This is a genomic window from Actinacidiphila rubida (assembly GCF_900110255.1).
Lineage (GTDB): Bacteria > Actinomycetota > Actinomycetes > Streptomycetales > Streptomycetaceae > Actinacidiphila > Actinacidiphila rubida.
On sequence record NZ_FODD01000005.1, the window covers coordinates 160,970 to 178,844 of the forward strand.

The window sequence follows — 17,875 nt, forward strand, 5'->3', positions numbered from 1 at the left end:
TCACTGCTGGCCCGTGCCGCACTGCTCGGCCAGCTTCTTCTCGTCGGGCGACAGGGACGGGGTCGGGGTGGGGGCAGGTGTGGTCGGGGCGGTGGTGGTCGTGGACTTCTTCGTCCCGGATGTGGTCTTGCTGCCGGCCGCGGTGCCGACGCTGCCCTCGACGGCCTTCGCGGCGTCGGTGGCCTTGCCGGTGAGGCTGGTGCCCTTGGGCGTCGTGGCCGTGCCGGTCCCGGCGTCCGCGACCTTCTTGCAGACGCCGGCCTGCGCCGCCAGCTCGTCGGCCTTGTCCTTGGCCTGGCCGAGACTGCTGACCGCGATGGTGTCCTCGACCTGCTTGCGCTGGTAGGACGGCAGGTACTTGAGTTCGATGTCGGTGCGGTCGTTGTGCACGCGCGACAGGTTCAGCCACGCCAGCTTCTGGTCGATGCCCTGGTAGACGGCCACGTGGTCGTCCTTGGCGCCGACGTAGTACTGGGTCTGCGTCCAGGCGTACGCACCGTAGAGGCCGCCGCCGACCACCGCCAGCACGACCACCGCGACGAGCCCGCGCTTGAGCCACTTGCGGCCGCTCGGCTGGTCCTTCTCGTTGTACGACTCGTCGTACGTGCCGAAAGTGCCGAGCACGCCGCCCGGCACCGGGTCGCCGCTCCCGGGCGGCCCGAAGGCGCCCGAGGGGCCCGCCTGGTGCGGCGCGCGGCCGAGCTCGGAGGCGCGGCCGGCCGGGGTCTGCAGGTGCCGCGGGTCGTGCAGCGCGTGCTGGGTGTCGGCGACGGCGCCGACGACCACCGGGGTGTCATTGAGCTGCGACGCCAGCGTGTCGCCGTCGTCGGTGTCCAGGACATCGGCGACGATGCACGTGATGTTGTCGGGTCCGCCGCCGCGCAGGGCGAGCTGGATCAGCTCCTGCACGGTCTCGTGCGGGGCCTGGTATCCGGCGAGGGTGTCCTCGAGGGTCTGGTGGCTGACGACACCGGACAGTCCGTCGGAGCAGATCAGATACCGGTCGCCGACCCGCACCTCGCGGATGGAGAGGTCGGGTTCGACGTGCTCGCCGCTGCCCAGCGCGCGCATCAGCAGCGAGCGCTGCGGATGCGTGGTGGCCTCCTCCTCCGTGATGCGGCCCTCGTCGACCAGGCGCTGCACCCAGGTGTGGTCCTGGGTGATCTGGGTGAGGACGCCGTCGCGCAGCAGGTACGCACGGGAGTCGCCGACGTGCACGAGGCCGAGCCGCTGACCGGTCCACAACAGGGCGGTCAGCGTGGTGCCCATGCCCTCCAGCTGGGGGTCCTCCTGGACCATCTGCAGCAACTGGTCGTTGGCCCGCTGCACGGCGGTGCCCAGCGAGGTGAGGATGTCGGACCCGGGGATGTCGTCGTCGAGCGAGACGATGGTGGAGATCACCTCGGAGGAGGCGACCTCGCCGGCGGCCTGGCCGCCCATGCCGTCGGCGATCGCGAGCAGACGGGGGCCGGCGTAGCCGGAGTCCTCGTTCCCCTCGCGGATCATGCCCTTGTGCGAACCGGCGGCGAAACGCAGGCTCAACGACATGCGTACCTCCCCCGTCGGTTCCGGGTACATCCGCACGCTGCCCACCCTCTCGCTCGCGCGTCGTGGCTCCGCTCGCCCATTGTGCGACTACTTCCGCAGCTCGATGACGGTCTTGCCGATGCGGATCGGCGCACCCAGCGGAACCGGCGTCGGCGTGGTCAGCCGGTTCCGGTCCAGATAGGTGCCGTTCGTGGATCCGAGGTCCTCGACGATCCACTGGCCGTCGCGGTCCGGGTAGATCCTGGCATGCCTGCTGGACGCGTAGTCGTCGTCGAGCACAATCGTCGAGTCGTGCGCGCGGCCCAGGGTGATGGTCTGGCCCTGGAGCGCGACCGTGGTGCCGGCCAGCGAGCCCTCGGCGACCACCAGCTTGGTCGGCGCCCCGCGCCGCTGGCGGTTGTTCTGCGGCGGCTGCTGCTGCCGGGGCGCCTGCTGTGCCTGCTGCTGGCGCTGCTGCGGCGGACGCGATCCGGTGTCCCCGCGGCGGCCGCCGCGCTGGGTCACCCGCGTCCCGAACAGGTCACTGCGGATGACCTGCACCGCGACGATGACGAACAGCCACAGCACGGCGAGGAAACCCAACCGCATGACCGTGAGGGTCAGCTCTGACATTGGCCCCGCTTCACCCTTCGGCTTGCCGGTAGACGATGGTGGTGCTCCCCACGACAATGCGGGAGCCGTCGCGGAGCGTAGCGCGCTGGGTGTGCTGCCCGTCCACCACGATGCCGTTCGTGGAGCCGAGATCCTGGACCACGGGAGGCGTGCCGACCCGGATCTCGCAGTGCTTGCGGGACACCCCGGGGTCGTCGACCCGCACGTCGGCCTCGGTCGAACGGCCGAGGACGAGCGTCGCGCGGGTGATCTGGTGGCGGGTGCCGTTGATCTCCACCCAGCGCCGGACGCCCGCGGCCGGGGAGCCGGGCGCGAAGCCGGTGCCGGGCAGCCGGGTCACGTTGCCGCCGCCCGCGGGACGTCCCGGCGGCGGAGCGCTGGGCATCGGCGGGGCCGAGTCGGGACGCGGCGGGGCGCCCTGACCGCCCTGCGGGGGGCCGGAGCGCTGCGGCGGCTGCTGCTGGTAGCTCTGGGCCGCCTGGGGCGGGCCCTGCTGGTAGCCGGCCTGGCCGCCCTGCTGGTGCTGCGACTCGCTGGAGGCCAGCGTGCGGCTGCGCACCCGGTACAGGCCGGTGTCCAGATCCTCGGCCTTCTCCAGGTGCACCTTGATGGTGCCCATGAAGCTGTAGCGCTGCTGCTTGGCGTAGTCCCTGACCATGCCGGCCAGCTCGTCGCCCAGCTGCAGCGCGTAGGGACTGAGCCGCTCGTAGTCGGAGCCGCTCAGTTCCACGATGAAGTCGTTCGGCACCACGGTGCGGTCGCGGTTCCAGATCGTGGCGTTGTTGTCGCACTCGCGTTGCAGCGCGCCCGCGATCTCGACGGGCTGCACCTCGCTCTTGAACACCTTGGCGAAGGTGCCGTTCACCAGGCCCTCCAGCCGCTGCTCAAAGCGCTTCAGTACACCCACCGGGCACCTCCCTCCTCGGGGCCGTCCTTCGAGTCATGTCGATACTGCTTACTGATCGTATCCACGCATGGGAAAAACCAGTGGTTCCCCGATCGTGCGGGGCAGGCCAGTGTCAACCCTCACACCGCGCCCGTCCCGAGTCCCCTGGCTTCCCCTGCCCTCAGCGATGGTAGGGGCGTCGTCCGCCGCCGGTCCCCTGTTCACCGGCCGCGGCCCGGCGCTCCCCGGCATCGCCTGTCCAGTGTCCCGCACGCCATGCACTCCTCCCGCCTCCTTGTGCGTGTGACGCGCGCCGCGGGGTCCCGTCACCGCGTGGTCCCGCCCGGTGGCCCGGGACGGAAACGGATGTGAGGGCACCGCGTACAGCGTGCTAATCTTCTGCATGTCGGGACGCGCTCCCACACCGCAAGGACAAGCCAGTCCACCGGATGTGTGAGTATCGAACGGCAGCACCCATGCGCGGGTGGCGGAATAGGCAGACGCGCTGGATTCAGGTTCCAGTGCCCGAAAGGGCGTGGGGGTTCAACTCCCCCCTCGCGCACCAGAGGTACCCGTGAGCGGGCCCTCGGCAGTGACGGAAGTCGCAGCCGGGGGCCCGCTTCGTCGTGCGGGCGCAAGGTGGTGGCGGTGGGCCGTCGACGGCGGGTTGCCGGCGGCCGGGCGGGCCGGGGCGTCAGGTGCGGGGGAGGGCGTCCGGGTCGGCGACGCGTCGGGTGCGGGCGGCGGCGTGGACGAGGGCGGCCTCGGTGCGGTTGCGCACGCCGAGCTTGTCGAGGATGTGGGACACGTGCACGGCGACCGTGCGGTCGCTGATGAAGAGGGACCGGGCGATCTGGCGGTTGCTGTTGCCGTCGGAGATCAGTGCCAGCACCTGCGTCTCGCGCTCGGTCAGGTCGAAGCGGGCGTGCACGGCGGCCGCCGGCTCCGGCCGGTCGGGCTGCGGCGTCAGCCGGCCGCGGGCCGCGACCTGGCGGGCGAGCAGCAGCAGCGGCGCGGCGGACAGCGGCCCGGCCAGGCCCTCGCAGGCCGCCAGCGCCCGGCCCGCCTGCTCCCTGCGGCCCGACCTGGCCGCGGTCTCCGCCTCGCGCAGCCGCGCGTACGCCTCCCGGTAGGGGTGCTGCGCCGCCCGCCACGCGTCGGCGACGGCCCGCCACGTCGCCCGGTCGTCGCTGCCGTGGCGGCGGGCGTGCTCGGCCGCGGCCAGCGCGCCGTACGCGGCGACCACCGGCTCGTTGCCCCGGCTCTCCGCGGTGCCGCGGGCCCGCCCGGCGAACGTCCCCGCGGCCGCGGCCCAGCCGGGGGGCAGGTCGCAGGGCCGTGCGGCCTGCGGCAGCAGCGCCAGGTCGGCGACCAGCCGGGTTCCGCACGCCAGCAGCCGTATCTCGTCCTCGGCCATCGAGCCGCCCTCGATCGCCGCGAGGCCGCGCAGCAGGTGGCGGGCCGCCGCGGCCTGCCGGCCCTGGCCGAGTGCCTGCTCGGCCAGGCAGGCGTGCAGCGGGGCGAGCAGCCGCGGGTCGTCGGGCGCGGTGCCGAAGCCCGCGGCCAGTTCCGCGACGCGGACGTCCTCGCCGCGGGCCACGGCCAGTTCGAGCCGCAGCAGGTCGAGGAAGCGGCGGTCGTGCAGGGCCGCCTGGCCGGCGAGTCCGGTCAGCAGCAGGTCGGCCTCGTCCCACTTTCCGGTCGCCACCAGCACCGCGGCGGTGTTGAAGTCGAGCACGGCGGTCAGCGAGGGCGGCGCGCCCAGCTCCGCGGCCGCGTCGCGGCCGTCGCGGGCCACCTCGCACGCCTCGGTGAACCTGCCGGCGGTGCACAGGACGTACATGTGGTTGGTGGCCGAGCGCAGCACGTCCTCGACGGCGCCGCTGCGCAGGGCCATGCCGCGGGCGGTCCGCAGGGCGTCGAGGCCGGCGCCGAGGTCGCCGTTCTGGGCGAGGATCACGCCGAGGGTGGTGAGCGCGTGGGCGTGCTCGGCGGGTGCGCCGACGCTGCGGGCGACGTCGAGCGCCCGCTCGGTCGGGGGCATCGCCTCGGCGGGACGGCCGAGCAGCATCAGGCTGCAGCCGGTGGCGGCCAGCACCCGCGCCTGCAGGGCGGACGGCGCGTGGCCGTCCAGCAGCCGTACCGCCTCCTCGGTGGCCTCCAGCGCGCCCCGCAGGTCGCCGGTCTCCCGCCGGTAGCGGCCCAACCGCTCCAGCAGCCGGGCCCGTTCCGCGGCACGCGCGAGCCGGTCCTGCGGAGCCGGGTTCCCTGTCAGGGGACGGGCCGCCGCATGCCGCACCGGGCCGGCCGGGCCGACCGCGCCGGCCGACGCACCCTGCACCGCCCCGACCACGCTGACGGGGCCCAACGTGCCGTCAGCGCCGTCGGCGCCGTCACCGCCGTGCTGGCCGTCCGCGCCGGGGCTGCCGTCCGCCCGGTCCGCGACGGCCAGCGCCGTCTCCATGTAGGCGCAGGCGCGGCCGGGTTCCCCGGCCCAGCTCGCGGCCCGGGCCGCCTCCTCCCAGACGGCCGGGCCGCGTTCCGCCAGCCACGGGGCGAGTTCGACGACCAGGGCGTACAGCCGGTCGGCCTCCGGGTGGGCGCGGGCGGCGACCGCGAGCCGTGCCGCGGTGAGCGCGGACTCGGCGGCGCGGTCGGGGCAGTCGGCCAGGTACCACTGGCGGGCCACGCACGCCGGGTCGGAGTCCTTGCGTTCGGCGAGCGCACCGGCGTACCTGCGGTGCAGCCGCCGCCGCTCGCCGGGCAGCAGGTCGGCGTACAGGATCTGCCGGATCAGGCCGTGCGGCAGGGCGTAGCCGTCGCCGGTGGCGGTCAGCAGCCGGTGGGTGACCGCCTGCCGCAGCGAGGCCAGCAGCGACCGCTCCGAGAGCGGCACGGTCGCGGCGAGCAGGTCGTGGGACATGCCGCCGTCGGCGACCGACATCTGGTCGAGCACCTCGCGGACCGGCCGGGCCACGCAGCCCACCCGGGCCAGCACCACCTCGGATATGGAGACCGGCGGCCAGTGGCGGCCGGCCCGCAGCAGTTCCTGCGCGTACAGGGGGTTGCCCTCGGCCGCGGCGACGGCGGCGGCCACGTCGTCGTCGGCCGCCGCGTGTCCGACGTCCGGCAGCTGCCCGCGGACGAGTGCGGCGAGTTCCGTGTCACTGAGTCCGGTGAGCCGCAGGCGGCTCACCCGGGGACATCGCACCAGTTCGGCCAGCCACCGCCGGGCGTCGGGCACCAGGTCCTCCTCGCGGAGCGTGGCGACCAGCAGCACCCGCTGCCGGCGCAGGCGCACGGCGAGGAACGCCAGTAACTCGCGGGTGGAGGCGTCCGCCCAGTGCAGGTCCTCCAGCACCAGCACCAGCGGCGAGCGGGCGGACAGCTCGCCGAGCAGCGCCAGCATCCGCTCGAACAGCCGCTGGCGCGCGGCCGTCGGGTCGCCGGGCAGGTCGTCGGCGAAGAGCCACTCGACGCGGTCGCGGAGCGCGGCGGCGAACGGCCCGTAGGCCAGGGTGGTGCCGCTCAGCGGGACCGACTCCCCGGTCCGCAGGTGCAGCCGGCCGCCCGCCGCCCGGGCCATCGTCCCCAACTCCTCGGCCAGCCTGGTCTTTCCGATGCCGGCCTCCCCCGTGATGAGGACGACGTGGGCCTGTCCGGACGCCGCCTTCGCGAAGGCCGCCGCGAGCTCTCCCCGTTCCGCGGCGCGTCCGATTAAGGGTGCTGAAGTGGTCATGTGCAGATTGTGTGCAGGCCGGAACGGACTGTCGACCGGCCCATTCCGCTCCGCGGGGCCATTCCGTTCCGAACAAGCCTTTCTCGTCGTGGCTGGTGAGGGCTACCCCCGGAGTGCCCGTGCGGGGTTTCGTGCCTTGTGGGACGCCTGTGGGGACGGCGCGCGCGGGTGCCGGAAAGCGTCGTCCCGTGCCGTTCGCAGTCTGGTAATCATCGGAATGACCAGGGGAAACCGGGACGGCAGTGGCTGTTGTTCGCCCTGTGACGACCCGCCTAGTCATTTTCCCCCCGCGCGCGTACGTCATGTTGCCGACGTCAACTCCGTTTCCGCTGCCAAGAATTGGGCCCGTTCCGGCAAGGACCTCCGGCCAAGACCGGTGGCCGCTGCAGCCGGGTCAATTCCGTACGAGTACCGGAGGGAGGCAAAACCATGAAGAAGATGTCGATCCGCAAGGCCGGCCCGATTCGGCTGACCAGCTCCGCGTACTACTGCTGCTCCGCGCTGTAAGGAGCCCCACTGTCGGGGCCGGGCCCGGCATCGGCCGCCCGGCCCCGACGCCATCCCGCGCAGAGAGGGACGTGCCGCATGACCGTCACGCCACCGGACCGCGTCACCACCGTCCGCCTGCACCGGCTCACGATGGTCCCCGAGGACGACGGGGTGATGGTCGGCCGGCCGGACACCGCCTCCTACGCGCTGTTCCCCGAGGAGGGCGCCGAGGCGCTGCGGATGCTCGACCGCGGCACCCCGCTGGGCGAGGTCGCGGACTGGTACGAGCGGACCTGCGGCGAGACCCTCGACGTCGACGACTTCCTGGAGGTCCTCGGCGACCTCGGCTTCGTGACCGAGGACGGTGAACCGCCGCCGCCCGCCGCTCCGGTGCGCTGGCAGCGGCTGGGCCGCTGGACCTTCTCCCGCCCCGCCTGGCTGGTCTACACGGTGCTGCTGGTGGCCGCGGCGGTGGAGTGGGTGCGCGACGCGTCGCTGCGGCCCTCCTACCACGACGTGTTCTTCACCAGCCATCTCGCGCTGATCCCGATCACCCTGACGGTCGTGCAGATCCCCTGCATCCTCGTCCACGAGGGGTACCACGCGCTGTCCGGGCGACGGCTCGGCCTGCCCTCGACGCTCACCATCAGCCGGCGCCTGTACTACCTGGTGGCCGAGACGCGGCTGGACTCGCTGTTCAGCGTGGAGCGGCGGCGGCGCTATCTGCCGTTCCTGGCGGGCATGCTGGCCGACGCGGTGCTGATCGCCGGCCTCGACCTGCTGGTGGTCGCCCTGCGCGGGCACGGTGTGCCGCACTGGGTGCCCGCGCTGCTGCTGGCGGTCGCGTTCACCTGTGTCATGCGCCTGCTCTGGCAGTTCATGTTCTACCTGGAGACCGACCTCTACTACGTCGTCACCAACGCCCTGCGCTGCTCCGACCTGCAGAACGCCACCCGCGCCTACGTGCGGCGGCGCTTCCGGGACGTGACCCGCGGGCTTCCCCGGCCCGGCCTGCGGCGCGGGCCCGCGGCGAAGGCCGGCGGACCGTTGGCGTCAACCGATACGGCCGTGACCGCCGTGCCCGCGAACGCCGTGCCCGCGACCGCCGTCGCCGCCGCCCGGGACGAGGACCGGGCGGCCGCCGGCACGGGGACGGGCGCCGACGGGCCGGACGCGGAGGGCGACGGCTTCGAGGAGCAGTGGTCGGAGCGGGACCGGGCGATGGCCCGCTGGTACGCGCCGCTGCTGGTGGTCGGCTACGGCTTCTCGCTCGGCAGCCTCGCGTGGGCCGGCATACCGACCACCGTGCACTTCTGGTCGCTGGTCAGCGACCGCTTCCGGGGCTCGGGCACCCCCACCGGCGGGCTCCTCGACGCGGTGAGCTTCGTCGGCCTGACGGGACTCCAGATCGGCCTGCTGCTCTACGTCACCGTGCGGGACCGGCGTGCCGCCCGCGCCACCTCTACCGAAGGAGCACCGTCATGACCTCGACCTCGTGGTCCCCGTCCCCCGGCCGCCACCTGTGGATCAGCCCGGCCGCCGCCGGCGGGCCCGGCACGGAGCCGGCGCCCGGCGGCGCCGAGCGGTCGGCGCCCGGGGACCTGCCAGGCCGCCCGGTCTACGAGGTGCGCTGTCATCGGCGGCTGCGCGGCCCCTACACCGGCGGCGGCGCGCTGATGCGGGCGGTGGTGCCCGAACTCGCCGAGCGGCACGGTGCGTTGCTGGAGGCCCGGGCGACCGAGGTGATCGCGCTCGCGGCCGACCTGGCGCCGATGGTGCCGATCGCGCCGCAGACCCTGACCGCGCTGGCCAGCCGGGCCGAGCGCACCCGCTTCTACTCCGTGGCCCGCACGCTGCGGGTCGCCCACGGCATCACCGAGCTGCTGGTGGACTGGGCCCGTGCCCTCCACCCGGACGGGGTGGAGCTGCGGTTCCGGGAGCTGGACCGGGCCGACCCCACCGACCGCGAGCTGGTCTCGGTGCTGCTGCGCCGCTGCGACCCGGCCCTGATACGCGTGGTGGTGGACGAGGCGGCCAACGCCCTGGACCCGGAGACGGCCGCCCGCGAGCTGGCCGAGGCCGAGGCCGCGGCCGCGCAGGGCATCGGTGCGCCGAGCATCGCCGACGACGAACTCGCCCGCGCGCTGGGGACGTACGCGGAGCGTGCCGAGGCGTCCGCCGCGGCGCGGATCGAGCCGCCGGCGGGCGCGGACGCCGCGCAGCTGTTCATCGACGGCGAGTGCACGAGCACCGACCCGCGGCTGGCCGGCGCCTACGACGCGCTGCCCGCGGCCGAGCGCGCCGCCCGCCACGACGCCCGCGCCGCGTACCTGGCCGAGCACGGCGAGCCCGGTTCCGCGCTGGGCGCGCGGCTGTACCACCTGGAGCACGGCTCGGACGCGATGGCGGCGGGCAACGCGCTCGTCGAGGGCTGCGAGGTCTGCTTCGACGGCGGCTTCTACGAGGCCGCGCTCGACATGGCGGTCCGCGGCCGGGCGCTGTTCGGCGACGAGCGGCCCAAGCCGTACTGGAACCTCACCAACAAGACCGGCGCGTGCCTGTCGTACCTGCGGCGCGGCGAGAAGGGCTTCTCGTACTTCGCGGAGCTGCGGGCCGGCAGCACCGACCCCGAGATCCACATGAACAGCTGCTACATGATGGCGATGCTGTACACCCGCCACCTGCCCAAGAACATGCACGACGAGACCCGGGCCACCGAGTGGGTGAACACCGCGATCGCCTTCGCCGACAGCCGGCCCGACCCGCACCGCCGGGTGTTCGTCGGGGCGTTCATGCGCAACGCGAAGGCGCTGGTGGAGCTGCACCGCGGCGACCTGCCGGCCTCGCTGGACCTGGTGAACGACGCGATCGCGATGACCGACGCGGACCTCGGGCCCGACGAGCAGCTGCTGCACCGCTCGGTGCTGCGCTACAACCGCGCGCAGATCCTGGCCGCGCTCGGCGACCACGACGGCTCGCTCGCCGACTACGACCTCGTCATCAGCCGCGACCCGGACTACGGCGACTACTACTTCGAGCGGGCGGGGGGCCGCCGGGCCGCGGGACGCTACGACGCGGCGCTGGAGGACTACGCCGAGGCCATCCGGCTCAGCCCGCCCTTCCACGAGGCGCACTTCAACCGGGCCGACATGCTGCGGGAGATGGGCGAGGACGAGGCCGCGCTGCGCGACCTGGACTACGCGGCGATCCTCGACCCCAGCCATGTGGACACCCTGGTCAACCGCGCCGACCTGCTGATCGCGCTCGGCGAGCTGGACCGGGCCGCCGACGACGTGCGCACCGGCCTGGCGCTCGACGCCAAGAACGTCCGGCTGCTGTGCGCGCAGGGCACGCTGCTGGCCGAGTCCGAGCAGGCGGAGGCGGCGTTCGCCAGTTTCACGGCCGCGCTGGAGGCCGACCCGGAGTTCGCGGCCGCCTGGGCCAACCGCGCGATCATCGCGTACTCCGCGGGCCGCCCCGAGGACGCGGTGGACGACCTGGACCACGCGGTGGCGCTGGCCGACGACCCGATGCTGCGGGCCAACCGCGCGCTGGCGCTCCAGGAACTCGGCGAGCACGCCCGGGCGCTCGCCGACCTGGACATCGCGGTGCCGGCGCTCGCCGACGAGGACCCCGACCTGCTCTACCGGCGCGGCACCGCCCGGCGCGCGCTGGGCGACGCCGAGGGTGCCAGGGCGGACTTCGCCGCGCACCTGGCGGCCTACGCGGAGCTGGGCGAGGCCTCGCCGTTCGCCGCCGACCTGCGCGGGCTCGCTGAGAGCGCGGCATGACTGCGGTCAGCGAGGCGAACACCTTCACCGGCCCGGCCGGCCCGGCGAGCCCGTCCAGGCCCGTCGGCCCGCCGGGGCCGGGGACGGCACCGGCGGCCGGGTCGGCCGGGCCGGTCGCGCAGGGGAGCGCGGCGGCGCGCGGGGACGCCGCGGCCGCCGGGCCCGGGGAGGCCGTCGAGCCGGGCGCGTTCCGCTCGGTGATGCGGCACCACGCCAAGGGCGTGGCGGTGATCACCGCGGGCCGGGAGGCGCCGGTGGGCTTCTGCGCGACGTCGCTCAGCTCGGTGTCGCTCGACCCGCCGCTGGTGTCGTTCACGGTGGGCAAGGCCGCGTCGGCCTGGTCGACGGTCGAGCGGGAGCAGCACGCCGTGGTGCACCTGCTCGCCGAGGACCAGGAGGAGCTGGCCCGCACGTTCGCCCGCAGCGGGGCGGCGCGCTTCGGCCCGGCGACGCGGTGGCACCGCGGCGCGCTGGGACTGCCGGTGCTCGACGACGTGCTGGCCTGGCTGGCCGTCGCCCTGGACCGGGTGGTGCCGGCCGGGGACCACGCGCTGGTCATCGGCAGGGTCGTCGCCGCGGGCGCCGGGAGGGGAGTGCCCGGCACCGTGCCGTCCGCCCGGCGGGCCGCCCGCCCGCTGGTCCACCACGACGGTGTGTTCGGCGCGTTCGCGCCGCTGGAGCAGGAGCAGGGCCTGCCGCTGGGCTGAGCGCGCGCACCCGCGGCCTCCGCCGGCCGGCCTGACCCTCACCCGCCGTGCCCTCCCCCCCTGCAGGAGGACTGGGCGCGGTGGGCGCCGGCGCGGATCGAGTCCCGGACGGCCCCGGCGTCCTGACGATCCGCCGGGTGCCGGGTGCCGGGTGCCGGGTGCCGGGTGCCGGGTGCCGGGTGCGCGGGGTGCCGGGTGCGCGGGGTGCCGGGTCCTGACGTTCGGCCTGGGCGCGTCGGTGGCACGCGGCCGGGAACCGGGGCAGGGTGGTGTCCGTTGGAGCCATTGGGCAAAGGAATCGTCAAGCGGCGCGGCCCGCGCCGTACCGAGCAGGGAGAGCCACGATGGGTGTCAGCCTTTCCAAGGGCGGCAATGTCTCGCTGACGAAGGAGGCCCCCGGTCTCACGGCGGTCACCGTCGGCCTGGGCTGGGACGTCCGCACGACCACCGGCACGGACTTCGACCTGGACGCCAGCGCGCTGCTGCTCACGGCGGCGGGCAAGGTCGTCTCGGACAAACACTTCGTCTTCTTCAACAACCTCAAGAGCCCGGACGGCTCGGTCGAGCACACCGGCGACAACCTCACCGGTGAGGGCGAGGGCGACGACGAGGCGATCAAGGTGAACCTGGCGTCGGTCCCGACCGACGTCGACAAGATCGTCTTCCCCGTCTCGATCTACGAGGGGGAGAGCCGCCAGCAGAGCTTCGGCCAGGTGCGCAACGCGTTCATCCGCGTGGTCAACCAGGCCGGCGGCAGCGAGATCGCCCGCTACGACCTGACCGAGGACGCCTCGACGGAGACCGCGATGGTCTTCGGCGAGCTGTACCGCAACGGTGCGGAGTGGAAGTTCCGGGCGGTCGGCCAGGGCTACGCCTCGGGCCTGCGCGGCATCGCGCAGGACTTCGGCGTCAACCTCTGACGCGACACGCCGGCGTCACTCCGTGACGCGACGCCGGGGCGCGGTGCGGTGCACCGCGCCCCGGCTCACGGACGGCCGTGTGCACCGGGCGCTTCCACCGCCCGGTGCACACGGCCTTCGTGCGTGCGCCGTCCGCGCACGGTCGGGGGTACGTCGCCCCCCCGGCCTCTCCGTGCCCCCGTTCCCCCCACGCCCCGGGGCTCCGCCCCGCGGCTGTCGCCCGCCCGGCTCAGGCGGCGAAGCGCTCGGCGAGGGCCTTGGCCTTCTGCGTCGCGGTCTGCACGGCCTCGGCGCGGGACGCCTCCGCCGCGGGGATGAGCTCGGCCATCTGCGGCTGGGTCTTGGCCAGGGTCAGCTCGGGGACGATGAACTCCACGTCCAGCGAGAGCATGCCCGTGAGCACCTTCTCCAGGTACGTCGTCACGAACTCGAAGCTCTCGCGCGGGGTGCCGGGGCCGTAGCCGCCGCCGCGCGCGGCCACCACCGTGACGGGCTTGCCGGCCACCGAGCCGCCCTCGCCCGCCGTCCGGCCGACGATGATGACCTGGTCCAGCCACGCCTTCAGCGTGGACGGGATCGTGAAGTTGTACATCGGGGTGCCGATCAGGATCGCGTCGGCGCGCTCCAGCTCGTCCGCCAGCTCCGCGCGCAGCGCGGCGGCCGTGGCCTGCCCCGGGGTGTGGGAGTCGGCCGGCGCGAAGGCGGAGGCGATGCCGTCGGCGTCGAGGTGGGGCAGCGGGTCCTTCGCCAGGTCGCGGTAGATGACCGTGCCGTCGGGGTGGCTGCTCTCCCACGTGCGGCGGAACGCCGCGGTGACCTCGCGCGAGACCGACGGCTCGTGGAAGGCGGAGGAGTCGAGGTGCAGAAGCGTGGCCATGGAAGCCTCATTCGCTGTGTCGGGGGTGGTTCTGAGCGGTCGCGGGCACGCCGGAACGGCGTCGTACGACGTCAGGAGTGCCGCGACTTCGTACGTAGCTATTGATAACACAGCAGCTTACTTTTTTGCAGCACGAGAGGCCGAGCCGGGTACCCTGTTGGCATGGAACGGGGACCGCAGGCGCCGGGAGGTGTGCCCTGTGTGGGCGTGGACGACGCGCTCACGCGGGTCTTCGAGCTGTTCGGCAAGCGGTGGACCGGCCTGATCGTGGCCGTCCTCACACAGCGGCCCGCGTACTTCGGCGAGGTGCGCCGGGCGCTGCCCAGGATCAGCGAGCGGATGCTCTCCGACCGGCTCTCGGAGCTGGTCGACGCCGGGCTCGTGGTGCGCGAGGTCGACCCGGGGCCGCCGTTGCGGGTCAGCTACGGGCTCACCGAGGCCGGGCGGGCGATCCGCCCGGCGCTGTACGAGCTGGGCAAGTGGGCCGAGCAGTACCTGCCGGACAGCGCCTCGTGCACCGAGGTGGAGGCGTGCGTCGCGGAAAGCCTGGTCAGTGCGGACAGCATGCTCACCGACCCGCGCGACGGCGCGGCCTGAGCCGGGGCGTTCTTCGGCGGGCCCGAGCGCGGGACGCCCGGGCTTAGGGCCGGGACGCGGTGTCCTCGGGGGTGAGGCGTGGTGTTCTCCGCGGTGAGGTGCGGCGTCGTCAGGGGTGGGACGCGGCGTCCGCGTTGTAGCGCACCAGGTCGTCGGCGAACCGCGTGAGGTCGCCTTGGTCCCAGGCGGCCAGGCGCTCCTCGAAGGTCTCCCGGCGGCTGGCCCGGGCGGTGGTCAGGATCTCGTTGCCGTGCGGGGCCAGATGCAGCACCTGCACCCGGTGGTCCGACGGGTCCACCCGCCGTTCGATCAGCCCGAGCCGCTCCAGCGCGGCCACCTGGCGGCTGACCGTGGACTTGTCCAGCAGGTAGTGGGCCGCCAGATCCGTGGCGCGGCACCCCTGCTGCTCCTCGATGTGCGCCAGGATGGTGTACGCGACGAGCGACAGCTCGGGGTGCATCTGCGCGGCGGTCGCGCGCGCCCGCCGGGCGATCGCCGTCAGTTCGCGCTGGATCGTCTCCAGCGCGGCGTTCCGTGCGGTCATCGCTGCTGCTCCCGCCTTCCTGAGGCTCGGAAGAGTTGTAGAGTGCAACGATATCAGGCCGGCAGCGGAAGCTCGAACCAGACGACCTTGCCGACCGCCTTCCGGCTGGTCCCCCACCGTCTGGACAGGTGCGAGACGAGCGCCAGGCCGCGCCCCTCGGTGTCGTCGGCCTCGGCACGCTGCAGCTGCGGCAGGTTGTGGTTGTCGTCGCTCACCTCGACCAGCAGCTTGCCGACCCGCATCAGGCGCAGCTCCACCTCGTACGACGCCGCCCTGATCGCATTGGTCACCAGCTCGCTCACCAGCAACTCCGCGGTGTCGCTGAGCCGTTCCAGGCCCCACGCGGACAGCTGGCGGCGGGTCAGCCGGCGGGCCGAGGCCACCTCCTCCTGGTCCAGGCGCAGCCGCCAGCTGATCACGTCGTCCGGCGCGATCCCCTCGAACCGGGCGACGAGCAGCGCCACGTCGTCGGCGCGGTCCTCGGTGTGGACCCGGGCGAGGATCTGCCCGCACACGTCCTCGGGCGTCTGCTGCGGCTCGATGACGTTCGCGCACAGCGCGGCCAGCCCGGCGTCTATGCCCTGCCCGCGCACCTCGACCAGGCCGTCGGTGCACAGCACCAGCCAGCTGCCGTCCGGCACGGGGAGCTCGACCGTCTCGAACGGCACCCCGCCGACGCCGATGGGCGCGCCGCCGGGGATCTGCAGCAGCTCGCTGCGCCCGTCGTAGCCCGCCAGCACCGGCGGGATGTGGCCGGCGTTGGCCAGCGTGAGGGTGCGCAGGATCGGGTCGTAGACCGCGTACACGCAGGTGGCCAGGTGCTCGGTGCCGAGCCGGTGGGCCAGGTTGTCCAGGTGCCGCAGCAGCTGGGCCGGGGGCAGGTCGAGCGCGGCCATGGTGATCACCGCGGTGCGGAACTGCCCCATCACCGCGGCCGCCTGGAGCCCGTGCCCCATCACGTCGCCGACGATCAGCGCCACGCGGCCGCCCGGCAGCTGGATCGCGTCGAACCAGTCGCCGCCGACCTGCGCCTGCCGGTCGCCCGGCATGTAGTGGTGAGCGATCCGCACGCCCGGCAGGCGCGGCGGCCGGGTGGGCATCATCGAGCGCTGCAGGGTCGCCGCGGCGCGCGACTCCTGGCGGTGCAGCCGGGCGTTCTCGATGTGCACCGCGCCGCGGGCCGCGACCTCCGCGGCGGTGGCCGCGTCGCGCGCGTCGAACGGGCGCCGCTGCGGCCCGCGCAGGAAGCACACCCGGCCGAGCATCGTGCCGCGGGCGGTGAGCGGGGCGACGATCAGCGAGTACCCGGGCAGCAGTCCGGCCAGCCCCGGCACGCCCATGTCGAAGGCGATGCCCGGCGCGAGCACCGGGTCCACGACCGGCACGAGGACGGGGTCGCCGAGCCGCGGCACGATCTGGTCCGCGGCCAGCGCCAGCAACTCGCCCTCCGGCAGGGCGTTCTCCCACACCCCGGGCGGCCCGTCGTGGGCCGCGATGGCGATCCGGCGGACCAGCACGCTGCCGGACGGCCGGTCGTCCTTGGGCGGCTCGGCGTCGGAGAACAGCTGGTCCACGACGAGGACGGCCGCGACGTCGGCGAACCGCGGCACCGTCACCGCGCACAGCTCGCGAGCGGTGGTGTGGAGGTCGAGCGTGGAGCCGACGACGGCACCGGTCTCCCGCAGCAGCGCCAGCTGCTCGTCCAGGGCGTTGCCGCGCGGCGCGGTGTCTCCGGCGGGCGTGCCCGCCTCACGCGCAGCCAGCGGATCGCGGTCGGCGGGCGGCCGGGCGGCCGTCGAGGGCCCGTGGGCGGCGGTGCCGGGCGTGCCGGGGTCCGCGGCGGTGCCCGGGGCGCCCCGCCGGGCGTGGGCCGGGCCCGGTGCCGCGTCCTGGGCGGTCGTGGGCGAGCCGAGGGCGGGCGGGGGGACCGCGGTCAGGGCGGAGGCCCGCGACAGGTCGCCGGTCTGGGACGCGGTGCCGCCGGCCGGCGGCCCGGTGGGCCGGGGGCCGGGCAGCAGCTCCCGCCGGGTGGAGCGCTCGGCCCGCGCGGCCGTGACGGCCCGCTGGTAGTCGTGCGGGACGATCGGCAGGCGCGTGCCGCCCTCGACCTCCAGCGCGGGCAGGCCCAGCGGCACCATCTGGCGCAGGATGCGATCCAGCCGCATGGGGCTGGCGCCGGGCAGGACCTCGCGGAAGCGGGCCGCCTGCACGAGGCCGCGGTCCGGGTCGGCGGCGTTGCTGAGCACCGCGGCGACCGCGATGTCCTGCCGCTGCGGCCCCTCCGCGACGTAGGGGAGCAGCCGCCCGCCGAGCGCGATCCGCAGGCCGCCCGTGCGCAGCGGCTTGGCGTGCGTCGCGATGGCCAGCAGGCTCCGGCCGACCGGCTCGACCAGCCGGTACGTCCACCACAGCACGTCGCGCAGGGTGCCGTCGCGGTCGGTGGCGGCGAGTGCGCCGGCCCACGCCGGATTGGTCAGGTCGTCCAGCAGGTCGAGGGTGTCCAGGTGCGGGGCCGGCGGGCGGCCGGTGCCGGGCCCGCCGTGCGAGCGCATCGCCGTGAGCAGACCGGAGGCACGCTGCCCGAAGACGTGCTCCCAGCGGTGGCCGAACAGCTCCTCGGCGCCGCGGTTCCAGTACGCGACCCGGCCGTCCGGATCCACGCTGATCACGGCCAGCCGCAGCAGCGCGGCCACTTCGGGATCCGGGATGGCGGCGGACAGGCCGGACAGCCCGGGGGACAGGAGGGACGCGCCCATGTCCGGCGGTGTCGCGGCCACCGGCGCTGTCGCGCCCATCGCCGGGAGCGCGGCGGCGGGCGGGGCCGCCGGGGCGGAGGCACGGTCCCCTGGCCGGGCGGGCAGCGCCGGGCCCTCGGGCAGGGCATGCGCGGGCGGCACGGCGGACTGGGCGCGCGGGGCGGCCCGCCCGGTGTGGCCGTCGGGATGCCCGGTGCCGGGTGGGTCGTTCTGCCCGCTGACCGGGAGGTGCGGCTGCCGGTGGTCGCGCTGTGGGTGGCCGGCGGGACGCTCGGCAGGAGGGTCCGCGTCGTGGGCTTCGGGGAGCCGGGTGATCTCGTCCAACGTCCTGCACCTGCGGTTCGGCGCTTGAGTAGGGTCCTGACCTAAGGCAAGCACGAAAGCGCGAGCCAGGGCGACCGAATTGCCG

General features: G+C 74.5%; 12 protein-coding genes and 1 tRNA gene. 6 read left to right on the forward strand and 7 right to left on the reverse strand.

Translation table 11 applies throughout. The features are described from left to right. Genes BMW99_RS06715 through BMW99_RS06725 form a run of 3 tightly spaced genes read right to left on the reverse strand, consistent with a single transcriptional unit; the run spans position 1 to position 3,067 of the window. Complete coding sequence (locus BMW99_RS06715) at positions 1-1,578, reverse strand: Stp1/IreP family PP2C-type Ser/Thr phosphatase (protein WP_177226062.1); 1,578 nt, start codon at positions 1,576-1,578, stop codon at positions 1-3. Positions 1,579-1,635: 57 nt separating this feature from the next. Then, the gene (locus BMW99_RS06720; RefSeq protein WP_069461950.1) at positions 1,636-2,160 is read right to left on the reverse strand and encodes an FHA domain-containing protein FhaB/FipA; all 525 of its coding nucleotides are present in this window, start codon (positions 2,158-2,160) and stop codon (positions 1,636-1,638) included. Positions 2,161-2,170: 10 nt separating this feature from the next. Beyond that, positions 2,171-3,067, reverse strand: a complete 897-nt coding sequence (locus tag BMW99_RS06725; RefSeq protein ID WP_069461949.1) for an FhaA domain-containing protein — start codon at positions 3,065-3,067, stop codon at positions 2,171-2,173. Between the two features lie 457 nt (positions 3,068-3,524). Between BMW99_RS06725 and BMW99_RS06730 the strand changes: the two genes are divergently transcribed. Next, positions 3,525-3,611, forward strand: a tRNA-Leu gene (locus BMW99_RS06730). 129 nt (positions 3,612-3,740) lie between these two features. Here the strand turns inward: BMW99_RS06730 and BMW99_RS06735 are convergent. Further along, positions 3,741-6,785: a helix-turn-helix transcriptional regulator gene (locus BMW99_RS06735; RefSeq protein WP_075016412.1), complete on the reverse strand. Its 3,045-nt coding sequence runs from the start codon at positions 6,783-6,785 to the stop codon at positions 3,741-3,743. A gap of 585 nt (positions 6,786-7,370) precedes the next feature. Between BMW99_RS06735 and BMW99_RS06740 the strand changes: the two genes are divergently transcribed. The 4 genes from BMW99_RS06740 to BMW99_RS06755 all read left to right on the forward strand — a co-directional run bounded on the left by BMW99_RS06740 (position 7,371) and on the right by BMW99_RS06755 (position 12,692). Next, on the forward strand, positions 7,371-8,759 hold the full coding sequence (locus BMW99_RS06740) for a hypothetical protein (protein WP_069466068.1): 1,389 nt from the start codon (positions 7,371-7,373) through the stop codon (positions 8,757-8,759). Next, positions 8,756-11,065 (forward strand): tetratricopeptide repeat protein, encoded by a 2,310-nt coding sequence (locus tag BMW99_RS06745; protein WP_075016413.1) that lies wholly within the window; start codon positions 8,756-8,758, stop codon positions 11,063-11,065. Before BMW99_RS06740 ends, BMW99_RS06745 begins: the two co-directional genes overlap by 4 nt. Before the next feature lie 200 nt (positions 11,066-11,265). Continuing rightward, positions 11,266-11,772 carry a flavin reductase family protein gene (locus BMW99_RS06750; protein WP_107485341.1) on the forward strand — a complete coding sequence of 169 codons (507 nt, stop codon included), beginning with the start codon at positions 11,266-11,268 and terminating at the stop codon, positions 11,770-11,772. A gap of 344 nt (positions 11,773-12,116) precedes the next feature. Further along, complete coding sequence (locus tag BMW99_RS06755; RefSeq protein ID WP_069466762.1) at positions 12,117-12,692, forward strand: TerD family protein; 576 nt, start codon at positions 12,117-12,119, stop codon at positions 12,690-12,692. A 229-nt stretch (positions 12,693-12,921) separates the two neighbouring features. Here BMW99_RS06755 and BMW99_RS06760 read toward each other — a convergent pair whose 3' ends face one another. Continuing rightward, positions 12,922-13,569, reverse strand: coding sequence for an FMN-dependent NADH-azoreductase (locus BMW99_RS06760; RefSeq protein WP_069467491.1), 648 nt, complete (start codon positions 13,567-13,569; stop codon positions 12,922-12,924). Between the two features lie 162 nt (positions 13,570-13,731). On the opposite strand from BMW99_RS06760, the gene BMW99_RS06765 reads away from it, so the two are divergent. Further along, positions 13,732-14,166, forward strand: a complete 435-nt coding sequence (locus BMW99_RS06765) for a winged helix-turn-helix transcriptional regulator (protein WP_079139103.1) — start codon at positions 13,732-13,734, stop codon at positions 14,164-14,166. A 109-nt stretch (positions 14,167-14,275) separates the two neighbouring features. Here BMW99_RS06765 and BMW99_RS06770 read toward each other — a convergent pair whose 3' ends face one another. Together BMW99_RS06770 and BMW99_RS06775 are read right to left on the reverse strand one after the other, a co-directional pair. After that, on the reverse strand, positions 14,276-14,710 hold the full coding sequence (locus tag BMW99_RS06770; protein WP_069467492.1) for a MarR family winged helix-turn-helix transcriptional regulator: 435 nt from the start codon (positions 14,708-14,710) through the stop codon (positions 14,276-14,278). Positions 14,711-14,763: 53 nt separating this feature from the next. After that, the gene (locus BMW99_RS06775) at positions 14,764-17,790 is read right to left on the reverse strand and encodes an ATP-binding SpoIIE family protein phosphatase (RefSeq protein WP_245791247.1); all 3,027 of its coding nucleotides are present in this window, start codon (positions 17,788-17,790) and stop codon (positions 14,764-14,766) included. Positions 17,791-17,875 lie beyond the last annotated feature (85 nt).